The organism is Arthrobacter sp. 10L424, from assembly GCF_056395325.1.
The window spans coordinates 279319-296622 of the sequence record NZ_JBFTJH010000002.1 but is presented as its reverse complement, the minus strand read 5'-3'; the positions used below and the strand labels follow the sequence as shown (position 1 = coordinate 296622).

Below are 17304 nucleotides of genomic sequence, written 5' to 3'. Positions count from 1 at the left end.
CGCTCGGGAAGATGACGCAGACCTGGGATCCGGGCCAGCAGGGAGTCCTGGAGTTTCCATCCGGGCGGCTCATCCGCGGCCGCGGGCTGCTCACGCCGTTTCCGGCCGGCCCGCGGCCCGAGTTTGGCCTGTACCTGCTGGGAAGTCGCCCGGCTCCGGTGGCGTGGGATTCGCGGTGGGTCCGCTGGCGGGATTTGCGCCTGCCGGCCGACGACGCCGACACCCTGGACGCGCTCACGGAGGCGTGGCGCCGCGCTGAGACCGAGCGGGTTGAGGTCGCGTGCTGGGGAGGCCGCGGCCGGACGGGCACTGCCCTGGCCTGCTTTGCGGTCATGGACGGCGTTCCGCCTGCGGAGGCCGTGGCGTTTGTGCGTGCGCGCTACCGCCGGGGCGCCGTTGAGACTCCGTGGCAGCGGAAGTACGTCGCCCGGTTCAAGCGCCCGGGGGCATAACGCGCCAACCCCATGATGCGCCAACCCCCATGACGCTCCGACGCCGTATCCGGTCCGGAATTAGCGCACACAATTGGGTCTTTTTGTTTGCCCGGGACAGGCCTACCGTGGACAGACGGAGCCGCCCGGCCCGGGGCGGCCGAATCCATGGAGGAATAACCAATGACGACGCACGTAGCCGACTGCAGCGTGACCAATTGCTCCTTCAACGACCACTCCAACTGCAACGCCGCCGCCATTACCGTCGGCGGGGCTGAAGATCACGCCTCCTGCACCACCTTCATCGATATCGGGGTCCACGGCGGGCTGCCCAAGGTGCTTGCCGACGTCGGCGCCTGCCAGCGTTCCGAATGCGCGCACAACGACCACCTGATGTGCAAGGCCACCGAGGTGCATGTGGGCCCAGGTGTCGACAACGCCGATTGCCTCACGTACGCCCACAGGTAGCCCGCCGCACCATCCCAAGCCAGAGGACCCACCGCCTTCCACGGGAATTAAGTCACACAAGTTTGACGTTAAGGCTTGCCTAAGTAAGGGTTAGCTTACTCGATGCTGTCTACGTCAAACAAAGGATTTCTCTGTGGCGCCCGTAACCCCTGTGGATGTTCACCCGCTGCCGCCCGGCACCGAAACCGGCACCGAAGCCGGCCCTGACTCCGCGGCCGCGCTGCTGCAAGACGCCGCCGCCCACCTCTTCAACGCCCGCAATGCCGGCACGTACACGGCCCAGGTGCTCCAGGGCGTGACGGCGGTCGCGGGCAGAGTCGCCGAATGCACGCGGCCGTTCACCGGCGCCACGCCCGCAGAGCTGAAGCACCGGGTCGACGCCGTGGACCTTGGCACTCCGCTCTCGGACACCGCGGCTGCCCTCGAGGAGCTGGAGGGGGTCTACCTCCGGGACGCCGTCTACTTCCACGACACCAAGTACGCGGCACACCTGAACTGTCCCGTCGTGATCCCCGCCCTCGTGGCCGAGGCCGTCCTGTCCGCCGTGAACTCCTCCCTGGACACCTGGGACCAGAGCGCCGGCGCCACCATGATCGAACGCAAGCTCATCTCGTGGGCCGCCGGGCAGCTACAGCTTGGCGACTCCGCAGACGGTGTCTTCACCTCGGGCGGGAGCCAGTCCAACTTCCAGGCCCTGCTGCTGGCCCGGAACCAGGCCGTCGAATGGCTGAAACTGGACCCGGAAACTGACGGGCTCCGGCTGCCTTCCCTCCTGGAGAAGCTGCGGATCCTCACCTCGGCGGACAGCCACTTCAGCATCCGGAAGTCGGCATCCATGCTGGGACTCGGGTACGACGCCGTCGTGTCCGTGCCCTGCGGAACGGACCACCGGATGGACCCGGCGGCACTGGCCGGAGAACTGGCCCGGGCCCGGAACGAAGGCCTGGTGCCCATGGCCGTGGTGGCCACGGCCGGGACCACCGATTTCGGGGCGATTGACCCCCTCGACGAGCTGGCCGCGGCAGCCCGCGAACACGGCGCCTGGTTCCACGTCGATGCGGCGTACGGCGGCGGACTTATGGTGTCCGGGCGGCACCGGCACCTGCTGGACGGGATCCACCGGGCCGATTCGGTCACCGTCGACTTCCACAAGACCTTCTTCCAGCCGGTCAGCTCGAGCGCCCTGCTGGTCCGCGACGCGGCCACGCTCCGGCACGTGAGATTCCACGCCGACTACCTGAACCCGGCCGCCGCCGTCGACCTCCCCAACCAGGTGGACAAGAGCATCCAGACCACCCGCCGTTTTGACGCACTGAAACTCTGGCTGACGCTGCGGATCATGGGAGCCGACGCCCTCGGGGCGCTCTTCGACGAGGCCATCGACCTGGCCTCGAGCGTGGGTGAGATCCTGGCCGCGGATCCAGACTTTGAGCTCGCCGCCGGGCCGCAGCTCAGCACGCTCGTATTCCGGTACCGTCCGCTGCAGGAGGATGGCGGCCGCCTGTCCGAAGACACGGCGGACCGCCTCAACCAGGACATCCGCTCCGCCGTCTTTGCCTCCGGCGAGGCCGTCGTGGCCGGGACCACGGTAGCGGGCCGGCACTACCTGAAGTTCACCCTGCTCAACGCCGAAGCCGGCGTGGCGGACATCCGCGGCATCATCGACCTGCTCCGGACCACCGGGGCATCACTGCTCGCTGATGCGCAGGTGTCCGCATGAACGCCGGGACCCCGCGCCCGCAACGCGTCCACGACTTTGCCGCGATCGGCGTCGGGCCGTTCAACCTGGGCCTCGCCGCGCTGAGCGCCCCGGTGGACGGGCTGGACGGCGTCTTTCTGGAGCGCCGGGACTCCTTCGACTGGCACCCCGGCATGATGCTGGAGCCGGCCCACCTGCAGGTCCCGTTTATGGCCGACCTGGTCACCCTGGCGGACCCGACCTCCCCGCACTCGTTCCTGAACTTCCTCAAGCAGACCGGACGGCTGTACCGCTTCTATATCCGCGAAAACTTCTACCCGCTGCGCGCAGAGTACAACCAGTACTGCCAGTGGGTGGCGGGGCAGCTGGATTCCGTCCGGTTCGGCACGGACGTCCGGAAGATCACCTACGACGACGGCGTGTACCGGCTCGCGCTGGAAGGCCCGGACGGCCCCGAGGTGCTGTTCGCCCGGCGGCTGGTGCTGGGCACCGGCACCTCGCCGTATCTTCCGGCGGCCTGCGACGGCATCGTGGACGCCGGCGGACTGGTCCTCCACAACGCCGAGTACCTGCCGCGGAAGAGCGAACTCCAGCGCCGGCGGAGCATCACGATCGTGGGCAGCGGCCAAAGCGCCGCCGAAATCTACTACGAGCTGCTGCAGGAGATGGACATCCACGGCTACCGGCTGGACTGGGTGACCCGCTCCGGCCGGTTCTTCCCGCTCGAGTACACCAAGCTGACGCTGGAGATGACCTCGCCCGACTACGTGGACTACTTCCACGCGCTCCCGCCGGAACAGCGCGACTGCCTGGTCAAGAGCCAGAAGAACCTCTACAAGGGCATCAACTCGGAGCTCATCGACGCCATCTATGACCTGCTGTACGCCAAGAGCCTGGCCGGCCTGGTGGACACCCGGCTGCTGACGCATTCGGCGCTCACCGGCGCGTCCTGGGACCCGGCGGCCGGCGCCCACACCCTGCAGCTGCGGCATGAGGAGCAGGGCGCCGACTACTCGCTGGACACCGAGGCCGTGGTGCTCGCCACCGGTTACGGCTACGTCGAGCCGGAGTTCCTTGCCGGCGTGCAGGACCGGCTCGCCCGGGACAGCAGCGGCAGGTTCGCCGTGGACCGGAACTACAGCACCGGCGTCGAACCCGGCGAGATCTTCGTCCAGAACGCCGAGCTGCACACCCACGGGTTCGTCACCCCGGACCTGGGCATGGCCGCCTACCGCAACTCGTGCATCCTGCGCGAAATCACCGGCCGCGAGGTCTACCCGGTGGAACGGAGCATCGCGTTCCAGCAGTTCGGCCCGCCGCCGGGGACGGAGCGGCGGCACGCCACCGGCGGTGCCGTCCGAGAAGCTGCGGGGGTGCCGGCATGAGCTTCACCTTCCGCAGCCTGGACCCGGTGGCCGACGCGCCGCTCCTGCACTCGTGGGTGACCCAGCCGTACGCCGGCTTCTGGGACATGCTCGGCTGCACCGTGGAGGACGTGGCGCAGGAATACGCCAGGATCCAGTCCAGCGGGCACCACCACGCGCTGCTGGGGCTCGACGGCGGCGTCCCCGCCTTCCTGATGGAGGTGTACCTTCCGGCATCATCACCGCTGGCCGGTGTGTACGCCGTGCAGCCCGGTGACGTCGGGATGCACCTGCTGGTCGGCCCGCCTGCCGGGCCGCCGCGCGCCGGCTACACCACGAGGGTGATGGACGCCGTCCTGGAACGGCTGTTCGCCGACCCGGGGGTGGAGCGCGCCGTCGTGGAACCGGACGCGCGCAACACGAAAATCCACATCCTCAATGCCCGCTTGGGGTTCCAGCCCGCCGGGGAAGTGGCCCTGCCCGACAAACGGGCCCTCCTCAGTTTCTGCACGCGCGGGGCCTTCCACGCCGCCCGCGCCGACCTCCATTCATCCCCGATCCGCCAGGGAGCACCGCTATGACCACTGTTGAACTCGAATCCGTCCTCGCCGCTGGCAACGCAACCGCCCACCTGAGCCCGGAACGCTGGGCCGCCGCGAACCGGCACGTGGTCCGCAAAGCGCTCGCCGAGTTCTCGCACGAACGGATCCTGGTGCCGGAACTCCTCACGGCTGAACCCGCTGCGACTGCCGGGACCGGCCGGCCGCCGGGGCAGGACGAACCGGGCCTGCCCGCCGAAGCGGGGACCCGGGAGCCCGCCCTCTACCGCGTCACGAGCGACGACGGCTCCGTGGAATACCGGTTTGCCGCCCGGAAACTGGAGCTCGACCACTGGTCCATCGCGGACATGTCCATCCGCCGCCTCGAAGCCGGGGCATATCCCGGCATGCCCACGCCCGGGGCCGAAGGCCGGACATGTCCCGCGGGGGAGGGGACGGAACCCGACGCGCTGCGCTTCATAACCGAGTTCCGGGACACCCTGGGCATCCGCGAGGAGATGCTCCCGGTCTATCTCGAGGAAATCAGCAGCACACTCTCCAGCCACGCCTACAAGCAGTGGATAGGCCAGCCTTCCTCCGCGGAACTGGCGGCCGGCGTGACCGGCGGGGCAGACGCCGCGATCGACTTCCAGGCCATCGAACGGAGCATGACCGAAGGCCATCCCTGCTTCGTGGCCAATAACGGCCGGCTGGGCTTCGGGATCGCGGACTACCATTCGTTCGCTCCGGAGGCGGGCGCCCCTGTGCAGCTCCAGTGGATTGCGGTGCACCGGAACCAGGCCGTCTTCACGTCCGCCGACGGCCTCAATTACCGGAACCACCTCGACGCCGAACTGGGGGCTGCCGCCGTCGCGTACTTCGACGCGGAGCTCAATGCCCGAGGCCTGAACCCTTCGGACTATTTCCTCATGCCCGTCCACCCGTGGCAATGGGACAACAAGCTCACCGTGACGTTTGCCGCCGAAATAGCCCGGCAGCGCATCGTCCATCTCGGAATCGGCGCGGACGGCTACCAGGCCCAGCAGTCCATCCGGACGTTCTTCAACACGGTTTCGCCGGAGAAGTGCTACGTCAAGACGGCTATGTCGGTGCTGAACATGGGCTTCATGCGGGGGCTGTCGCCGCAGTACATGAAGGCCACCCCCGCTATCAACGACTGGCTCCGTGACCTGATCCTCGGCGACGCCGCCCTGCAGAAGCGCCGGCTGACGCTCATTCGCGAGGTGGCAGCCGTCGGCTATCACAACGGGTACTACGAGGCCGCCTCGGCGAAGGGTTCACCGTACCGGAAGATGCTGTCCGCGCTGTGGCGGGAAAGCCCCCTGGCGCTGCTGGAGGACGGGCAGCAACTGGCCACTATGGCGTCCCTGCTGCACGTTGACGCGGCGGGCAAGCCGATGGTGTCCGCGTTGATCGAGCGTTCCGGCCTGGCTCCCGCGGAGTGGCTGCGCCGGTATTTCGAGGCCTATCTGGTCCCGCTGGTCCACTGCCTCTATGCCTACGAGCTGGCCTTCATGCCGCACGGCGAAAACGTCATCCTGATCCTGGAGAACGGTGTGCCGGTCAGCGCCATCATGAAGGACATTGCCGAGGAGATCGTCGTCATGGGGGACCGGCTGGAGCTGCCCGAGGACGTGGCACGCATCAAGGTTGCGATCCTCGACGAGGAGAAGGTCCTGGCCATCTTCACGGACGTCTTCGACTGCATCTTCCGGTTCCTCAGCGCGCTGCTGGAGGAAGACGGCAAGCTCAGCGGCGAAGAGTTCTGGCGCACCGCCGCGGCTGTCCTCCGGAACTACCAGGGCGAGCACCCCGAGCTCGCGCAGCAGTTTGCCCGGCATGATCTGTTCGCCACGGACTTCCCGCTGTCCTGCCTCAACCGGCTGCAGCTGCGCAACAACCAGCAGATGCTGGACCTGGCCGACCCGTCCGGCGGACTCCAGATGTCCGGCCGGCTGCTGAACCCGCTGGCGCGGTTCGCCTGAGGCCGCCCTCGACGCCGGAATCTCTCCACTTTTGGAGGCGGCGCCCCTCGTGCCGTGTCGAATCGCCGGTGAGTACCGGCGTCGCAGCTTCAAAAGTGGGGAGAATCCGGGCAGGCAGGCTCGCCGGATTCCTGCCGGCCATTCCTGCGGGGGAGGGTAGCCTCGATGGCGAGACCTCATTCCCCGACCCAGGAGACCTTCCCTATGGCTGCCGAAAGTCCGACTATCCTTGCGACCTCCGGCGGGTACAAGCCGGGGACACGGACCCGCCTGGAATTCAACAAGCTGGTCCATCACGCCGTCGACTTGTCCGGCGTGACCGGGCGGGCGCCCAGGATCGCCCATGTCGGCACAGCCAGCGGCGACCAGCGGTGGTTCAACAACGAGGTCAGCGAAGCGGGAAACGCGGCCGGCTTCCAGCTCACCCACCTGAACCTGTTCACCATGCCCAATGTCGCCAACGTCGAGGAGTACCTGCTCGGCCAGGACGTCGTGTGGGTCAACGGCGGCTCGGTGGTCAACCTCCTGGCGGTCTGGCGCGCCCATGAACTGGACTCGATCTTCCGGCGGGTCTGGGAAGCCGGGGTCGTCCTGGCCGGAGTTTCGGCGGGTTCGATCTGCTGGTTCAACGGCGGGACCACCGACTCGTTCGGTCCCGAGCTGCGTGCCGTGAACAACGGCCTGGGGCTGCTGCCCTACGACAACGGAGTCCACTACGACTCCGAAGCAGCGCGCCGTCCCCTCGTGCACCGGCTGGTCGCGGACGGAACATTGGGCGAGACCCACTGCACCGACGACGGCGTGGGCCTGGTCTACCGCGGGACCGAACTGGCCGGGACGGTCACCGAAACGCCGGGCGAGGCCGCCTACCGGGTGACCCAGACCTTGTCCGACGGCTCAGACGGCAGAGTGCTCGAAGAACGGCTCGAGCCCACCCAGCTGTAGGCGCGTGCCGGAAGCCCTACCCCTGCGTCAGGCGGTAGCGCTCGATCTGCTTGAGCCGCCGCAGGAGGCTGTCTCGCCGCGGGTGCGGGACGGCGTCGGCCGGTTCCGCGGTGAGGTCGATGTGCTTGGTGCCGTACTGCCAGAGCAGCAGGTCATCGAGGAGCCGGTCCGGGCCGGGGGAGTAGCGGTGGTCCAGGGCCCGGCGGACCTCCGTGATCCGGTTGGCGCTGAGCAGCCCGGCCAGCTGCATGGTCTGGTTGAGGCCGTGGGCGGCCATCAGCTCGGCGGCCCAGCCCCAGTCGTCGTCGACCTTCCGGTCCACGTGCGGCAGGAGGGTGCGCCAGACGTCGCGGATCCGGTTCGGGGTCAGCTGGGCGGCGCCCTCGCCGTCCATGTCCCAGTAGCTGCGGACCTCTTCGTAGCGTTCGTGCAGGTCAGCGAACGCCCCCTCCACGGTTTCCAGCATGGCGGCCGTGGCAGTGAACTGGCGGTCAAAGTGCGGGGTCCAGGCGCGCGGGTCCTCGGCCTTGAACCGGATGTCGTGCTCGATCTCGCTCCAGGCGTGCGCGAACACGGTCCGGATCTGGCATTCGAAGAAGTAGCTGCCGTTCGGCGGCACGTCCGGGTTGAAGGCCTGCTGGTAGTCCTTGACGGACTCGTTCTGGATGGTCCGCAGGATCAGGTGGCGGCTGGAATAGCCGTACGTGCCGGACTCGATCGAACCGATGTCCTTCTCGCGGTCGCCGCGGCAGTCGAAGAGCTGGCGCTGGCGTTTGATCAGGTTGGCCACCACGGCGTTTTCCGCCGGCAGCTTCGTGATGACGCGGACGCCCACCATGTCATTCAGGGTCCGGAACGGGTCCGGGAACTTCAGCACCGGCGGACCGCCCGGCTCCAGCGGCTCCTCCGTCCGGGAGATCTTCTCGCGGAAGGACTCGACCGTCTTGGTGCGGCCGGTGACGAACAGCGGCGTCACCTCGGTTCCCTTGAGCATGCTCCGCAGCGTCAGCAGGACCTCGCGGGTGACCAGCTTCAGGGCAGGGCGCACCCGCTCGTACAGTTCCACGTTTTCCTGCACGGATTCGCGCAGGTCCGCGTCCAGTCGATCCCAATTGCTCGCCATGCGTCCAGCTTACGGCGGGGGCACGACGGCGGCGGGCTGACACCCGGGCGCCGGGGCGCCTTCGGGCCCGGCACGGCCTTACGCACGGCCGCGCGGCGCTCAAGGTAGGCTCCTCACATGGCTGATGTGCGGCGTCGGGCATTTATCGCGGCCGCAGCGACGGTGACACTGGGGGCAGTCTCCGCCGCCTGTTCACCGGGCCCCAAGGAGGACAGTGTGAAGCGGCATAGGTATAGCTACGGCGATGACTCCAGCCAGTGGGGGGAGCTCTTCCTGCCGGATGCTGCCGCCATCAAGGGCGTGGTGGTGGTCATTCACGGCGGATACTGGCGTTCGCAGTACGGCGCGGAACTCGGCGAACCCCTGGCCAAGGACCTGGCGGCGCACGGCATGGCCGCCTGGAACCTCGAGTACCGCCGCGCCGGAAACGGCGGCGGCTGGCCCCATACGTTTTCCGACGTGCTGGCCGGCATCGACAAGCTCGGCGACATCGCCGGTGACCATGGCCTCGGGCTGGACAGGGTGGTGGCCCTGGGGCACTCCGCCGGCGGGCACCTCGCGGTCTGGGCAGCGGGACGGAGCCGCCTTGCACAGCTCGGCGCCCCCGATGCGGACCGCCAGCTGCTGCGCAAGGACGACGACGGCGCTGTGCACCTGACCGGCGTCGTCAGCCAGTCCGGGCTGTTGAACCTCGCCGAGGCCGAGCGGTTGAACCTGAGCAATGGCGCTGTCAGCAACCTGCTGGGCGGCTCCTCCGAAAAATACCCCAAACGGCATAAATACGCTGATCCGATGAGCGCAGTGCCCCTGAAGATTCCCGTGTATGCCGTCCACGGCACGGACGATGACACGGTTCCCGTCAGCCAGTCCGATTCGTACGCGGCGGCGGCCAAGTCCGCCGGCGCCCCGGTCCAGCTCCTGAAGGTCCCGGGCGACCACTTCGCCCTGATCGATCCGAAGGCCGCCGCCTACCGGAAGTGCCGCGAACTGGTGCAAATTCTTCTCGGCTGAACCCGCCTGTGCACTGACGCACTAGAATGGGGGCAGGTGCGCCGGGAAGTCTGGTCGGCATAGTTCCGTCGATCCAACTTTTAGGACCCCGCATGAGCACCACACCTCCTCCCGGCCCCCCGCGTCTGACCATCTTCGGCCGCGGCAGCTACGCCGAGTCGCTTCGGATCGGTGAGATCCTCCGCAAGGAGACTGTCGGCGGGGCCCTGCTCGTCGCGGCGGCCGTGATCGCGCTCATCTGGGCCAACTCGCCGGTTTCGGAGAGCTACTTCGCCCTCCGCGACTTCAAGTTCGGCTACGCACCGTGGGACCTGGAGCTCAGCCTCGGCGCGTGGGCGGCTGACGGGCTGCTCGCCATCTTTTTCTTCCTGGTGGGCCTCGAACTCAAGCGCGAATTCATCGCCGGGGACCTGCGCCAAATCAACAAATCGATCGTTCCGGTCGCGGCGGCCGTTGGCGGCGTCGCCGTCCCGGCGCTGATCTACGCGGTGATCAACGTCGCCAGCCCGGAGACACTGCGCGGCTGGGCCATTCCCACCGCCACCGACATCGCGTTCGCCGTCGCCGTGCTGGCCATCATCGGCTCGCATCTGCCCAGCGCACTGCGGATCTTCCTGCTGACCCTGGCCGTCGTCGATGACCTGATCGCCATCACCATCATCGCCGTCTTCTATACGAATGACCTCCAGCCGCTGCCGCTGCTGCTGGCATTGATCCCGCTGGCCATCTACACCTACCTGGCGCACAGATACCGGCGCTTCTTCAAAATCAACGCCTCGGCCGCGTGGCTGATTCTCCTGCCGCTCGGGGCTGTCACCTGGGCCCTGGTCCACGCCTCCGGCATCCACGCGACTGTGGCGGGTGTACTGCTCGGCTTCGGCATCCCGGTCCTGCGTTCGAAGGCCAGCGGGGGCCCCGAGGCCGGTCCGGGCCTCGCCGAGGTCTTCGAGCACCGGTTCCGCCCGATCTCGGCCGGCGTGGCCGTCCCCATCTTCGCGTTCTTCTCCGCCGGCGTGGCCGTGGGCGGCTGGGATGGGCTGGTTTCGGCCCTGACCGACCCTGTGGCGGTGGGCATCATCGTGGCGCTGGTCCTCGGCAAGCCGATCGGCATCATGGGCACCACCTGGCTGCTCACCAAGGTCACGAGGGCCCGGCTGGACACCAGCTTCAAGTGGATCGACGTCGTCGGAATCTCCCTGCTGGCCGGTATCGGATTCACCGTTTCGCTCCTCGTGGCCGAGCTGAGCTTCGGCCAGGGCAGCATCCACGACGACCACGCCAAGGTAGGGATCCTCGCGGCGTCGGCGCTGGCGGCCTTGCTGGCCACGGCGGTCCTGCGGACCCGGAACCGGCAGTACCGGAAGGCCGAAGAAGACGAGAAGGTCGACTCGGACCACGACGGGATCCCGGACGTCTACCAGCAGGACGGCACCACCGGGTAGCCCCTGTAGCCCCCCCGGCGGCCGAGTTCGGCGGCGCCGTGCCGTTCGTTAGCGGCGTCGGAGGCCGGTGTGGCGGCCGACGTCGTTATTCTCACCGAAGCAGGTCTTGCGTTCATACCCCAGGGGGTTTGATCATGAAAGCGTGCAGCAGCCGCGGCCTTCCGGCCGGCCGCGGCTGCGCAGACCGGCAGGAGCGAATCATGGACGTCGTCGTCATTGAGACCAGGCAACTCGGGGACCGCAGCTACCTCGTCCATGACGGCACGTTTGCGCTGGTCATCGACCCGCAACGGGACACTGAGCGCGTTGAAGCGGCCGCGCGCGACGCCGGCGTCACCATCACCCACGTCGCCGAGACCCACATCCACAACGACTACCTGACCGGCGGGCTCGAACTGGCCCGGGCGCACGGCGCGAGCTACCTCGTGAACGCCGCAGACCCGGTGTCCTTCGCGCGGCAGCCGATCACGGACGGGCAGAGCGTCCAGGTCGGTGCGCTGACCGTCAAGGCCGTCGCCACCCCGGGCCACACGCACACGCACCTGTCCTTCATCGTGGACGACGGCGGGCAGCAGGCCGTCTTCTCCGGCGGAAGCCTGCTGTACGGCTCGGTTGGCCGCACGGACCTTGTGGATGCCGGGGACACCCTCGGCCTGACACATGACCAGTACGCCTCGGTGCGCCGGCTCGCCGGGGAGGCCGCACCCACCGCAGCGCTCTTTCCGACCCACGGGTTCGGGTCTTTCTGCTCCTCGGGCCCCGCCAGCGGCGCCGGGTCCTCCACCATCGGCGAACAACTCACCAGCAACCACGCCCTGACGGACCCGGACGAGGACCACTTCGTCCAGGAACTCATCGCGAACCTCACCGCCTACCCCTCCTACTACGCCCACATGGGGGTCACCAACGCCGCCGGGCCGGGCCCGGCTGACCTGACCGTGCCGGAATCGCTCGACGCCGCGGAACTCATGCGCCGGCTGGACGGCGGCGAGTGGGTGGTGGACCTGCGCCGCCGCGTGGCCTTCGCCAGCAACCACCTGCTGGGCAGTGTGAGCTTCGAATACGGCACCAGCTTCAGCACCTACCTGGGCTGGATCCTGCCCTGGGGTGAGCAACTGACCCTGGTGGGATCCAGTGGTGACGTCGAAAATGCCATCCGCGACCTTTCCAGGATCGGCATCGAATCCCCGGACGCCGCCCTCGGAACGGACCCGCAGGCGCTGGCACCCCGCGCCGCGCTTGCCTCCTACCCCCGTGTGGGCTGGGACGGCGTGCTCGCCGGCCGGGCCCCCGGGGACACCGTCGTCGACGTGCGCCGGGCCGACGAGTACGCCGCCTCGCGGGTGGCAGGAGCGGTCAATATCCCGCTCCATGAACTGTTGCGTCGGCTGGATTCCGTCCCCGCCGGGAAGCTGTGGGTGCACTGCACCACCGGCTACCGGGCCGGCACCGCCGCGAGCCTGCTGCAGCGCGCAGGCAGGGATGTGGTCCATATCGACGCGAAATTCGACGCCGCCGGAGCGGCGGGAATCCCGGTGGACAACGCCCCCGTGCCGGCCGGCCCGCCTGGCTGAGCGGGTTGCCCGCGCACCGAAACACGGGGGCGCATGCCCGCGTTCTCTGGCAGAGTATGAGCATGCTCACAGTTATTGGCGAGGGCCTGGTTGATGTGGTCCAGCGCGCCTCCGGGATCCAGGCCCATGTGGGCGGCAGCCCCCTCAACGTCGCCGTGGGGCTGGCCCGGCTGGATCATCCGGTGCAGTTCATCGGCCGCTACGGCCGCGACGCCTACGGAGAATCGGTGGCCGCCCACCTGAAGTCCAGCTCGGTGCTCCTCCCGGTGGGCCCGGACGAGCTGCCCACGTCCGTGGCCACCGCCCTGATCGACGACGACGGCGCCGCCAGCTATACGTTCGAGCTCGCCTGGGAACTTCCCGGGCTCGCGGACCGGCTGCCGTTCATGCTGCAGGCAACGACGCTGCTGCACACCGGCTCGATTGCCACCATGCTGGCTCCCGGGGCCGCCGAGGTGCTCTCCGCCGTCGAGCATGCCCATCCTTTGGCCACCATCAGCTTTGATCCCAACTGCCGGCCCAGCATCATTACGGACGTGGATTACGCGCGCCGGCAGGCGGAAAAGTTCGTCACGCTGGCCGACGTGGTCAAGGCCTCGGATGAGGACCTCGAGTGGCTGTACCCGGGCGAGGATCCGCTGGATTCGGCCCGGCGCTGGCTCTCGCTCGGCGGCTCCGAAGGTCCCGCGATGGTGGTGGTCACCCGCGGCGCGCAGGGGCCCTGGGGCGTGAATGCCGCCGGCGAAGCGCACTTCCCTGCACCGTCGGTGACAGTGGCGGACACTGTGGGCGCCGGGGATTCCTTCATGGCGGCGCTCCTGTCCGCCATTGTGGACCTGGGCCTGGACGGGGCGCAGAACCGCAAGGACCTGCGCGGACTCTCCGCCGGGAGCCTCCGGGAACTCCTGGCCCACGCCGCCTGGGCCGCCGCCGTCACCGTGTCCCGGGCCGGCGCCAACCCGCCCACCCGTGCGGAGCTGAACCGGATGGAGCTGGGCGCCCAAGCGCCGCCCGGGGACGCCGCAGGCAACGACCCCGAAAGTGCAGAACTCCCCAAGAACTGAAAGGCAGCCATGACACACGACGATGCCACGTCCTTCCGCGTCAGCAGTGAGTCATTCGAGGACGGCCAGACCCTGCCGCCGGCCCAGCGCGGCGCCGCCACCGGCGCAGGCGCGAAGGACGAGTCCCCGCAGCTGAGCTGGAGCGGCGCCCCGGACGGAACCCTGGGCTACGCGGTCACGGTGTTCGACCCCGACGCCCCGGGCCGCGGCGGCTTCTGGCACTGGGCCGTGCTCGACATTCCGGCGGCCACGACGTCCCTGCCGGCCGGGGCGGGCTCGCGCCCAGGCGGGCACCTGCCGCCGGGTGCGTTCCAGCTGAAGAACGACGGCGGCAGCACCGGCTACATGGGAGCGGCCCCGCCCAAGGGCCACGGCCCGCACCGGTACATCGTCACGGTCCACGCCCTCGACGTGGCGCACTCCGGGCTCGACTCCGGAGCCCACCCCGCGAAGCTCGAAGCGAAGCTCGCCCCGCACACCCTGGCCCGGGCGAGCCTGACCGGGATCTACGAACGCCACTAGGCCCGGAACTGTCGGGACGTCGGGGCGCCAGGCCGGATACCTGCGCCAAGGCCTACGTTGCTGCCCGCGAATTCGCCGGACACCGACGTCCGCGCCCACGTTGCGCCTCACGAACTTGCCGGTTGCCTGCGGAGTCGCCGTAACTTTCCGGCGACCCGGCACGTTACCGGCGATTTCGACGTCGGCGGGGGCCGACCGGGCACGTCTCCAGCGATTTCGACGGCGGCCGCACCAGGCCCCCCGGCCCGGTGCGGGCACCTCCAACAGCCCCAGCCCGGCCCCGTACCGGCACCGCCAACGTAGACTGGCGGTATGCGGCTGGTAGCAAGTGATATTGACGGAACGATCCTCGGCCACGACGGCAAAATCAGTGACCGGACCGTCCGCGCGTTCCACGCCTGCCGTGAAGCCGGCGTCGAACTGGTCTTCGTTACGGGACGCCCGCCGCGCTGGCTCCACCCGCTGCAGGACCGGCTGGGGCACACCGGAACCGTCATCTGCTCCAACGGCGCCGTCGTCTGGGACCTCGAGGCGGACCGGCTGATCTCCGCCCGGGCCCTGCAGCTCGACGCCGTGTTCGAGGTGCGCCGCATCATCCAGCGGCTGCGCCCCTCCGCACTGTTCGCCGCCGAGACCCTGAACGGCTTCCACCTGGAACCGGGGTTCATCGAGAACGGCTCCAGCGAACTGCTGGCCGAGGTCACACCGGCGCCCCTGCACACCACCCTCGCTGCGACGGACTCCGTCGTGAAGTTCCTCGCCATTGTCCGGGAGGGCACCGCCGACGAATTCCTCGCCGAAGTAACCCCCGCCGTCGCGCATCTTGCCGCCGCCACCCACTCGGCCCCCAACATCGCGCTCCTGGAGCTGTCCCTGCCCGGCGTCAACAAGGCCGTCACCCTCGCCGAATACGCTGCTTCCCTCGGCATCGCCTCCGCCGATGTGGTGGCCTTCGGGGACATGCCAAACGACATCGAGATGCTGCGCTGGGCCGGCGACGGCTACGCGATGGCCAGCGGCCACCCGGAAGCCATCCTCGCCGCCGGGCAGCAGGCCCCGCACTTCGACGACGACGGCGTCGCCCAGATCCTCGAGGCCAAGCTCGCCGCCCTGGGTGTCCGGCTGCCCTGACGCGCCGGCAGGGCCCCGCCGCGACTGGCCCGGTCAATCCAACAGCGGGCCCGCGCGGACACCGGACTCCCAGCTATTGGTCAACTGGCGTTCACTTTGGCGTCCTACGCTGAAATCTCACGACGGATCAGCTGACTGACGGTGGGACATCATGGCCAGGTACCGCACGAACAATATGGAAGACATGCCCCTGCGCCCGGCGGCGCCGGACGCGCACTGGAAGAGCCTGCAGCAGGGTGACCGGGTCAGCGTCCGGCTGGCGCCCGGCTACGAGACCGGAGGCCGGGTGGACGCCGTCACGGCCGACCACACCGCCGTCTGGGTAGACCTCGACGGCGGCCGTGGCCGCACGCTGCTGCACTGCAGCGACGGCGTGGAGATTCTTCCGCACACGAACTGATCCAGCCCGTCGGGCGGCCGGAGCACAGCAGAATGCCGGCGCACAGCAGAATTCAGCGTTAACCAGAGACTGAACGCTTTCACGGTCACTGATCGCCAGGGAGCTACGGCCCTGTGTGAAGGACGGTGCCGCCCAGGCTCTTCTGGATGCGATCCGGGTCTTCGCTGACGACGGTCCAGTTCTTGCCGACGTTGACTGAACCCTGCCTAGCCGGCGTCCCGAAATCAAGCTGCGACTGCAGGTACATGTCGTTGCTATAGGTAGCAAGGAATAAGAACTCGCCGCAGCTTCCCGAGGAGGAGGCGAACTTTGCGGGCGGTGTGTCCAAGACCAGCTCCGGGCATCGCAGGCCGGCGGATTCCACAGCTTCCTTTAATTCGTCAATGGTCCCAAACGTGCCGCCATCGGCCGGCGGGGGCGTGGCATTGGAAGTGGAACAAGACGCCAATGAGAGAGCGATGACGGCTGTGGCAGCGCCCAACGTAAGTCGGTTCATATCTGGTCCCCAATCAGAAAACTCTTCCGTCACTCCAGCCTACGGCCGGCGAAAGCCTCAGCCGCCCAACCAGATCGGCTGAATCCTGAATTGATACCGGAATTGACCAGGGGAGCATTGAAAGCAAGGCCCTCCTGGCACGCATTGCGCGCGGGTCAGCCTACGGGCTCGATTAAACGAACTGTGGCGCCTTCCGGGGCCGCGGATGCCTGTCCGCACAGTGCTGTGCCGTGCTCCGCTAGGCTTCAGGAGTGAGCACCCTGCACCCGTTTTTTGCCTCCGGCTCTGCCGCCGCTGACGGTCCGGATCTTCCCGTGGCCATGGCCCACCGCGGCTTCTCCCGCGACGGCCTGGAGAACTCCATGGCCGCGTTCCGCGCCGCCGTCGAACTGGGGTTCCGGCACCTGGAGACGGACGTGCACACCACCGCCGACGGCGTTCTGCTGCTGTTCCACGACGAGACCCTGGACCGGGTCACGGACGGCCGCGGGCGGATCTCGGAACTCCCGGCAGAGACAGTGGCCCGGGCAAGAATCGGCGGCGCGGAGCCTATCCCGCTGTTCGAGGAACTCGCCGAGGCCTTCCCCGACGTCCGGTTCAACCTCGACGTCAAGGACTGGAACTCGGTGGACACCCTGGCCGCGGCGATCGAACGGTTCGGCCTGCATGACCGGGTACTGATCGCCAGCTTCTCGGACCGCCGGCGCCGGGCCGTACTGAAGCAGCTGAGCCGCCCCGCCGCTGGTTCGGCCGGCATCGTATCCAACGCCCTCTTCGTCCTGCTCGGACCGGTACTCCCCGCCCCGCTCCTGCGCCTCACGGCCGGACGTGCGCTCCGCGGCGTCCACGCCCTCCAGGTCCCGGTCAGCTACGGTGCCGTGACCGTGGTGACCCCCGGCTTCGTCCGGCGCGCGCACCGGCACGGGCTGCAAGTGCACGTCTGGACCGTCAACGATCCCGCGGAGATGCACCGGCTGCTGGATCTCGGGGTGGACGGGATCGTCACTGACCGGGCGGACCTGCTCAAAGAAGTCCTCCAGGAACGCGGCGTCTGGAGCGCCTGAACCGGGCCGGCTTCCGGGACTGGCA

At 68.5% G+C, this 17304-nt stretch carries 17 protein-coding genes; 15 read left to right on the top strand and 2 right to left on the bottom strand.

Translation table 11 applies throughout. The annotated features are described in order from the left end of the window. Window positions 1–11 precede the first annotated feature (11 nt). The 7 genes from AC1DC5_RS04550 (at window position 12) to AC1DC5_RS04520 (ending at window position 7452) form a co-directional block, all read left to right on the top strand. Entirely contained in the window at window positions 12–452 is a 441-nt protein-coding gene (locus tag AC1DC5_RS04550; RefSeq protein ID WP_441407108.1) for a protein-tyrosine phosphatase family protein, read from the top strand. A gap of 162 nt (window positions 453–614) precedes the next feature. Beyond that, window positions 615–899, top strand: coding sequence for a DUF1540 domain-containing protein (locus AC1DC5_RS04545; protein ID WP_441407109.1), 285 nt, complete (start codon window positions 615–617; stop codon window positions 897–899). A 133-nt stretch (window positions 900–1032) separates the two neighbouring features. Then, a complete protein-coding gene (locus AC1DC5_RS04540) occupies window positions 1033–2619 on the top strand; it encodes a pyridoxal phosphate-dependent decarboxylase family protein (protein ID WP_476864345.1) in 1587 nt (528 codons plus the stop codon). After that, on the top strand, window positions 2616–3983 hold the full coding sequence (locus tag AC1DC5_RS04535; protein WP_476864344.1) for a lysine N(6)-hydroxylase/L-ornithine N(5)-oxygenase family protein: 1368 nt from the start codon (window positions 2616–2618) through the stop codon (window positions 3981–3983). The genes AC1DC5_RS04540 and AC1DC5_RS04535 overlap by 4 nt, the downstream gene beginning before the upstream one ends. Continuing rightward, window positions 3980–4543 (top strand): GNAT family N-acetyltransferase, encoded by a 564-nt coding sequence (locus tag AC1DC5_RS04530; RefSeq protein WP_476864343.1) that lies wholly within the window; start codon window positions 3980–3982, stop codon window positions 4541–4543. The genes AC1DC5_RS04535 and AC1DC5_RS04530 overlap by 4 nt, the downstream gene beginning before the upstream one ends. Then, complete coding sequence (locus AC1DC5_RS04525; protein ID WP_441407113.1) at window positions 4540–6507, top strand: IucA/IucC family protein; 1968 nt, start codon at window positions 4540–4542, stop codon at window positions 6505–6507. The genes AC1DC5_RS04530 and AC1DC5_RS04525 overlap by 4 nt, the downstream gene beginning before the upstream one ends. A gap of 204 nt (window positions 6508–6711) precedes the next feature. Next, window positions 6712–7452 (top strand): Type 1 glutamine amidotransferase-like domain-containing protein, encoded by a 741-nt coding sequence (locus tag AC1DC5_RS04520; protein WP_476864342.1) that lies wholly within the window; start codon window positions 6712–6714, stop codon window positions 7450–7452. 16 nt (window positions 7453–7468) lie between these two features. Here the strand turns inward: AC1DC5_RS04520 and AC1DC5_RS04515 are convergent, their stop codons facing one another. Next, a complete protein-coding gene (locus tag AC1DC5_RS04515; RefSeq protein WP_441407115.1) occupies window positions 7469–8575 on the bottom strand; it encodes a GTP pyrophosphokinase in 1107 nt (368 codons plus the stop codon). A 216-nt stretch (window positions 8576–8791) separates the two neighbouring features. Between AC1DC5_RS04515 and AC1DC5_RS04510 the strand changes: the two genes are divergently transcribed. From AC1DC5_RS04510 to AC1DC5_RS04480, 7 genes are all read left to right on the top strand, one after another. Next, a complete protein-coding gene (locus tag AC1DC5_RS04510; protein WP_441407148.1) occupies window positions 8792–9586 on the top strand; it encodes an alpha/beta hydrolase in 795 nt (264 codons plus the stop codon). A gap of 92 nt (window positions 9587–9678) precedes the next feature. After that, entirely contained in the window at window positions 9679–11028 is a 1350-nt protein-coding gene (gene nhaA, locus AC1DC5_RS04505) for a Na+/H+ antiporter NhaA (RefSeq protein WP_441407116.1), read from the top strand. Window positions 11029–11228: 200 nt separating this feature from the next. Next, on the top strand, window positions 11229–12602 hold the full coding sequence (locus tag AC1DC5_RS04500; protein ID WP_441407117.1) for an MBL fold metallo-hydrolase: 1374 nt from the start codon (window positions 11229–11231) through the stop codon (window positions 12600–12602). Window positions 12603–12664: 62 nt separating this feature from the next. Beyond that, window positions 12665–13666, top strand: a complete 1002-nt coding sequence (locus AC1DC5_RS04495) for a carbohydrate kinase family protein (RefSeq protein ID WP_441407118.1) — start codon at window positions 12665–12667, stop codon at window positions 13664–13666. Between the two features lie 9 nt (window positions 13667–13675). Continuing rightward, a complete protein-coding gene (locus tag AC1DC5_RS04490; RefSeq protein WP_441407119.1) occupies window positions 13676–14188 on the top strand; it encodes a YbhB/YbcL family Raf kinase inhibitor-like protein in 513 nt (170 codons plus the stop codon). Window positions 14189–14500: 312 nt separating this feature from the next. Next, window positions 14501–15319 carry an HAD family hydrolase gene (locus AC1DC5_RS04485; RefSeq protein WP_476864341.1) on the top strand — a complete coding sequence of 273 codons (819 nt, stop codon included), beginning with the start codon at window positions 14501–14503 and terminating at the stop codon, window positions 15317–15319. 151 nt (window positions 15320–15470) lie between these two features. Next, the gene (locus AC1DC5_RS04480; protein ID WP_441407121.1) at window positions 15471–15719 is read left to right on the top strand and encodes a hypothetical protein; all 249 of its coding nucleotides are present in this window, start codon (window positions 15471–15473) and stop codon (window positions 15717–15719) included. A gap of 103 nt (window positions 15720–15822) precedes the next feature. Here AC1DC5_RS04480 and AC1DC5_RS04475 read toward each other — a convergent pair whose 3' ends face one another. After that, a complete protein-coding gene (locus AC1DC5_RS04475; RefSeq protein ID WP_476864340.1) occupies window positions 15823–16047 on the bottom strand; it encodes a hypothetical protein in 225 nt (74 codons plus the stop codon). Window positions 16048–16535: 488 nt separating this feature from the next. Between AC1DC5_RS04475 and AC1DC5_RS04470 the strand changes: the two genes are divergently transcribed. Beyond that, window positions 16536–17279 (top strand): glycerophosphodiester phosphodiesterase family protein, encoded by a 744-nt coding sequence (locus AC1DC5_RS04470; protein WP_476864475.1) that lies wholly within the window; start codon window positions 16536–16538, stop codon window positions 17277–17279. Window positions 17280–17304 lie beyond the last annotated feature (25 nt).

Excerpts from the sequence above, each read along its gene's own strand:
- AC1DC5_RS04550 (WP_441407108.1), top strand. The coding sequence starts at position 12 with ATGACGCAGACCTGGGATCCGGGCCAGCAGGGAGTCCTGGAGTTTCCA.
- AC1DC5_RS04545 (WP_441407109.1), top strand. The coding sequence starts at position 615 with ATGACGACGCACGTAGCCGACTGCAGCGTGACCAATTGCTCCTTCAAC.
- AC1DC5_RS04535 (WP_476864344.1), top strand. The coding sequence starts at position 2,616 with ATGAACGCCGGGACCCCGCGCCCGCAACGCGTCCACGACTTTGCCGCG.
- AC1DC5_RS04530 (WP_476864343.1), top strand. The coding sequence starts at position 3,980 with ATGAGCTTCACCTTCCGCAGCCTGGACCCGGTGGCCGACGCGCCGCTC.
- AC1DC5_RS04525 (WP_441407113.1), top strand. The coding sequence starts at position 4,540 with ATGACCACTGTTGAACTCGAATCCGTCCTCGCCGCTGGCAACGCAACC.
- AC1DC5_RS04520 (WP_476864342.1), top strand. The coding sequence starts at position 6,712 with ATGGCTGCCGAAAGTCCGACTATCCTTGCGACCTCCGGCGGGTACAAG.
- AC1DC5_RS04515 (WP_441407115.1), bottom strand. The coding sequence starts at position 8,575 with ATGGCGAGCAATTGGGATCGACTGGACGCGGACCTGCGCGAATCCGTG.
- nhaA (WP_441407116.1), top strand. The coding sequence starts at position 9,679 with ATGAGCACCACACCTCCTCCCGGCCCCCCGCGTCTGACCATCTTCGGC.
- AC1DC5_RS04500 (WP_441407117.1), top strand. The coding sequence starts at position 11,229 with ATGGACGTCGTCGTCATTGAGACCAGGCAACTCGGGGACCGCAGCTAC.
- AC1DC5_RS04495 (WP_441407118.1), top strand. The coding sequence starts at position 12,665 with ATGCTCACAGTTATTGGCGAGGGCCTGGTTGATGTGGTCCAGCGCGCC.
- AC1DC5_RS04490 (WP_441407119.1), top strand. The coding sequence starts at position 13,676 with ATGACACACGACGATGCCACGTCCTTCCGCGTCAGCAGTGAGTCATTC.
- AC1DC5_RS04485 (WP_476864341.1), top strand. The coding sequence starts at position 14,501 with ATGCGGCTGGTAGCAAGTGATATTGACGGAACGATCCTCGGCCACGAC.
- AC1DC5_RS04480 (WP_441407121.1), top strand. The coding sequence starts at position 15,471 with ATGGCCAGGTACCGCACGAACAATATGGAAGACATGCCCCTGCGCCCG.
- AC1DC5_RS04470 (WP_476864475.1), top strand. The coding sequence starts at position 16,536 with ATGGCCCACCGCGGCTTCTCCCGCGACGGCCTGGAGAACTCCATGGCC.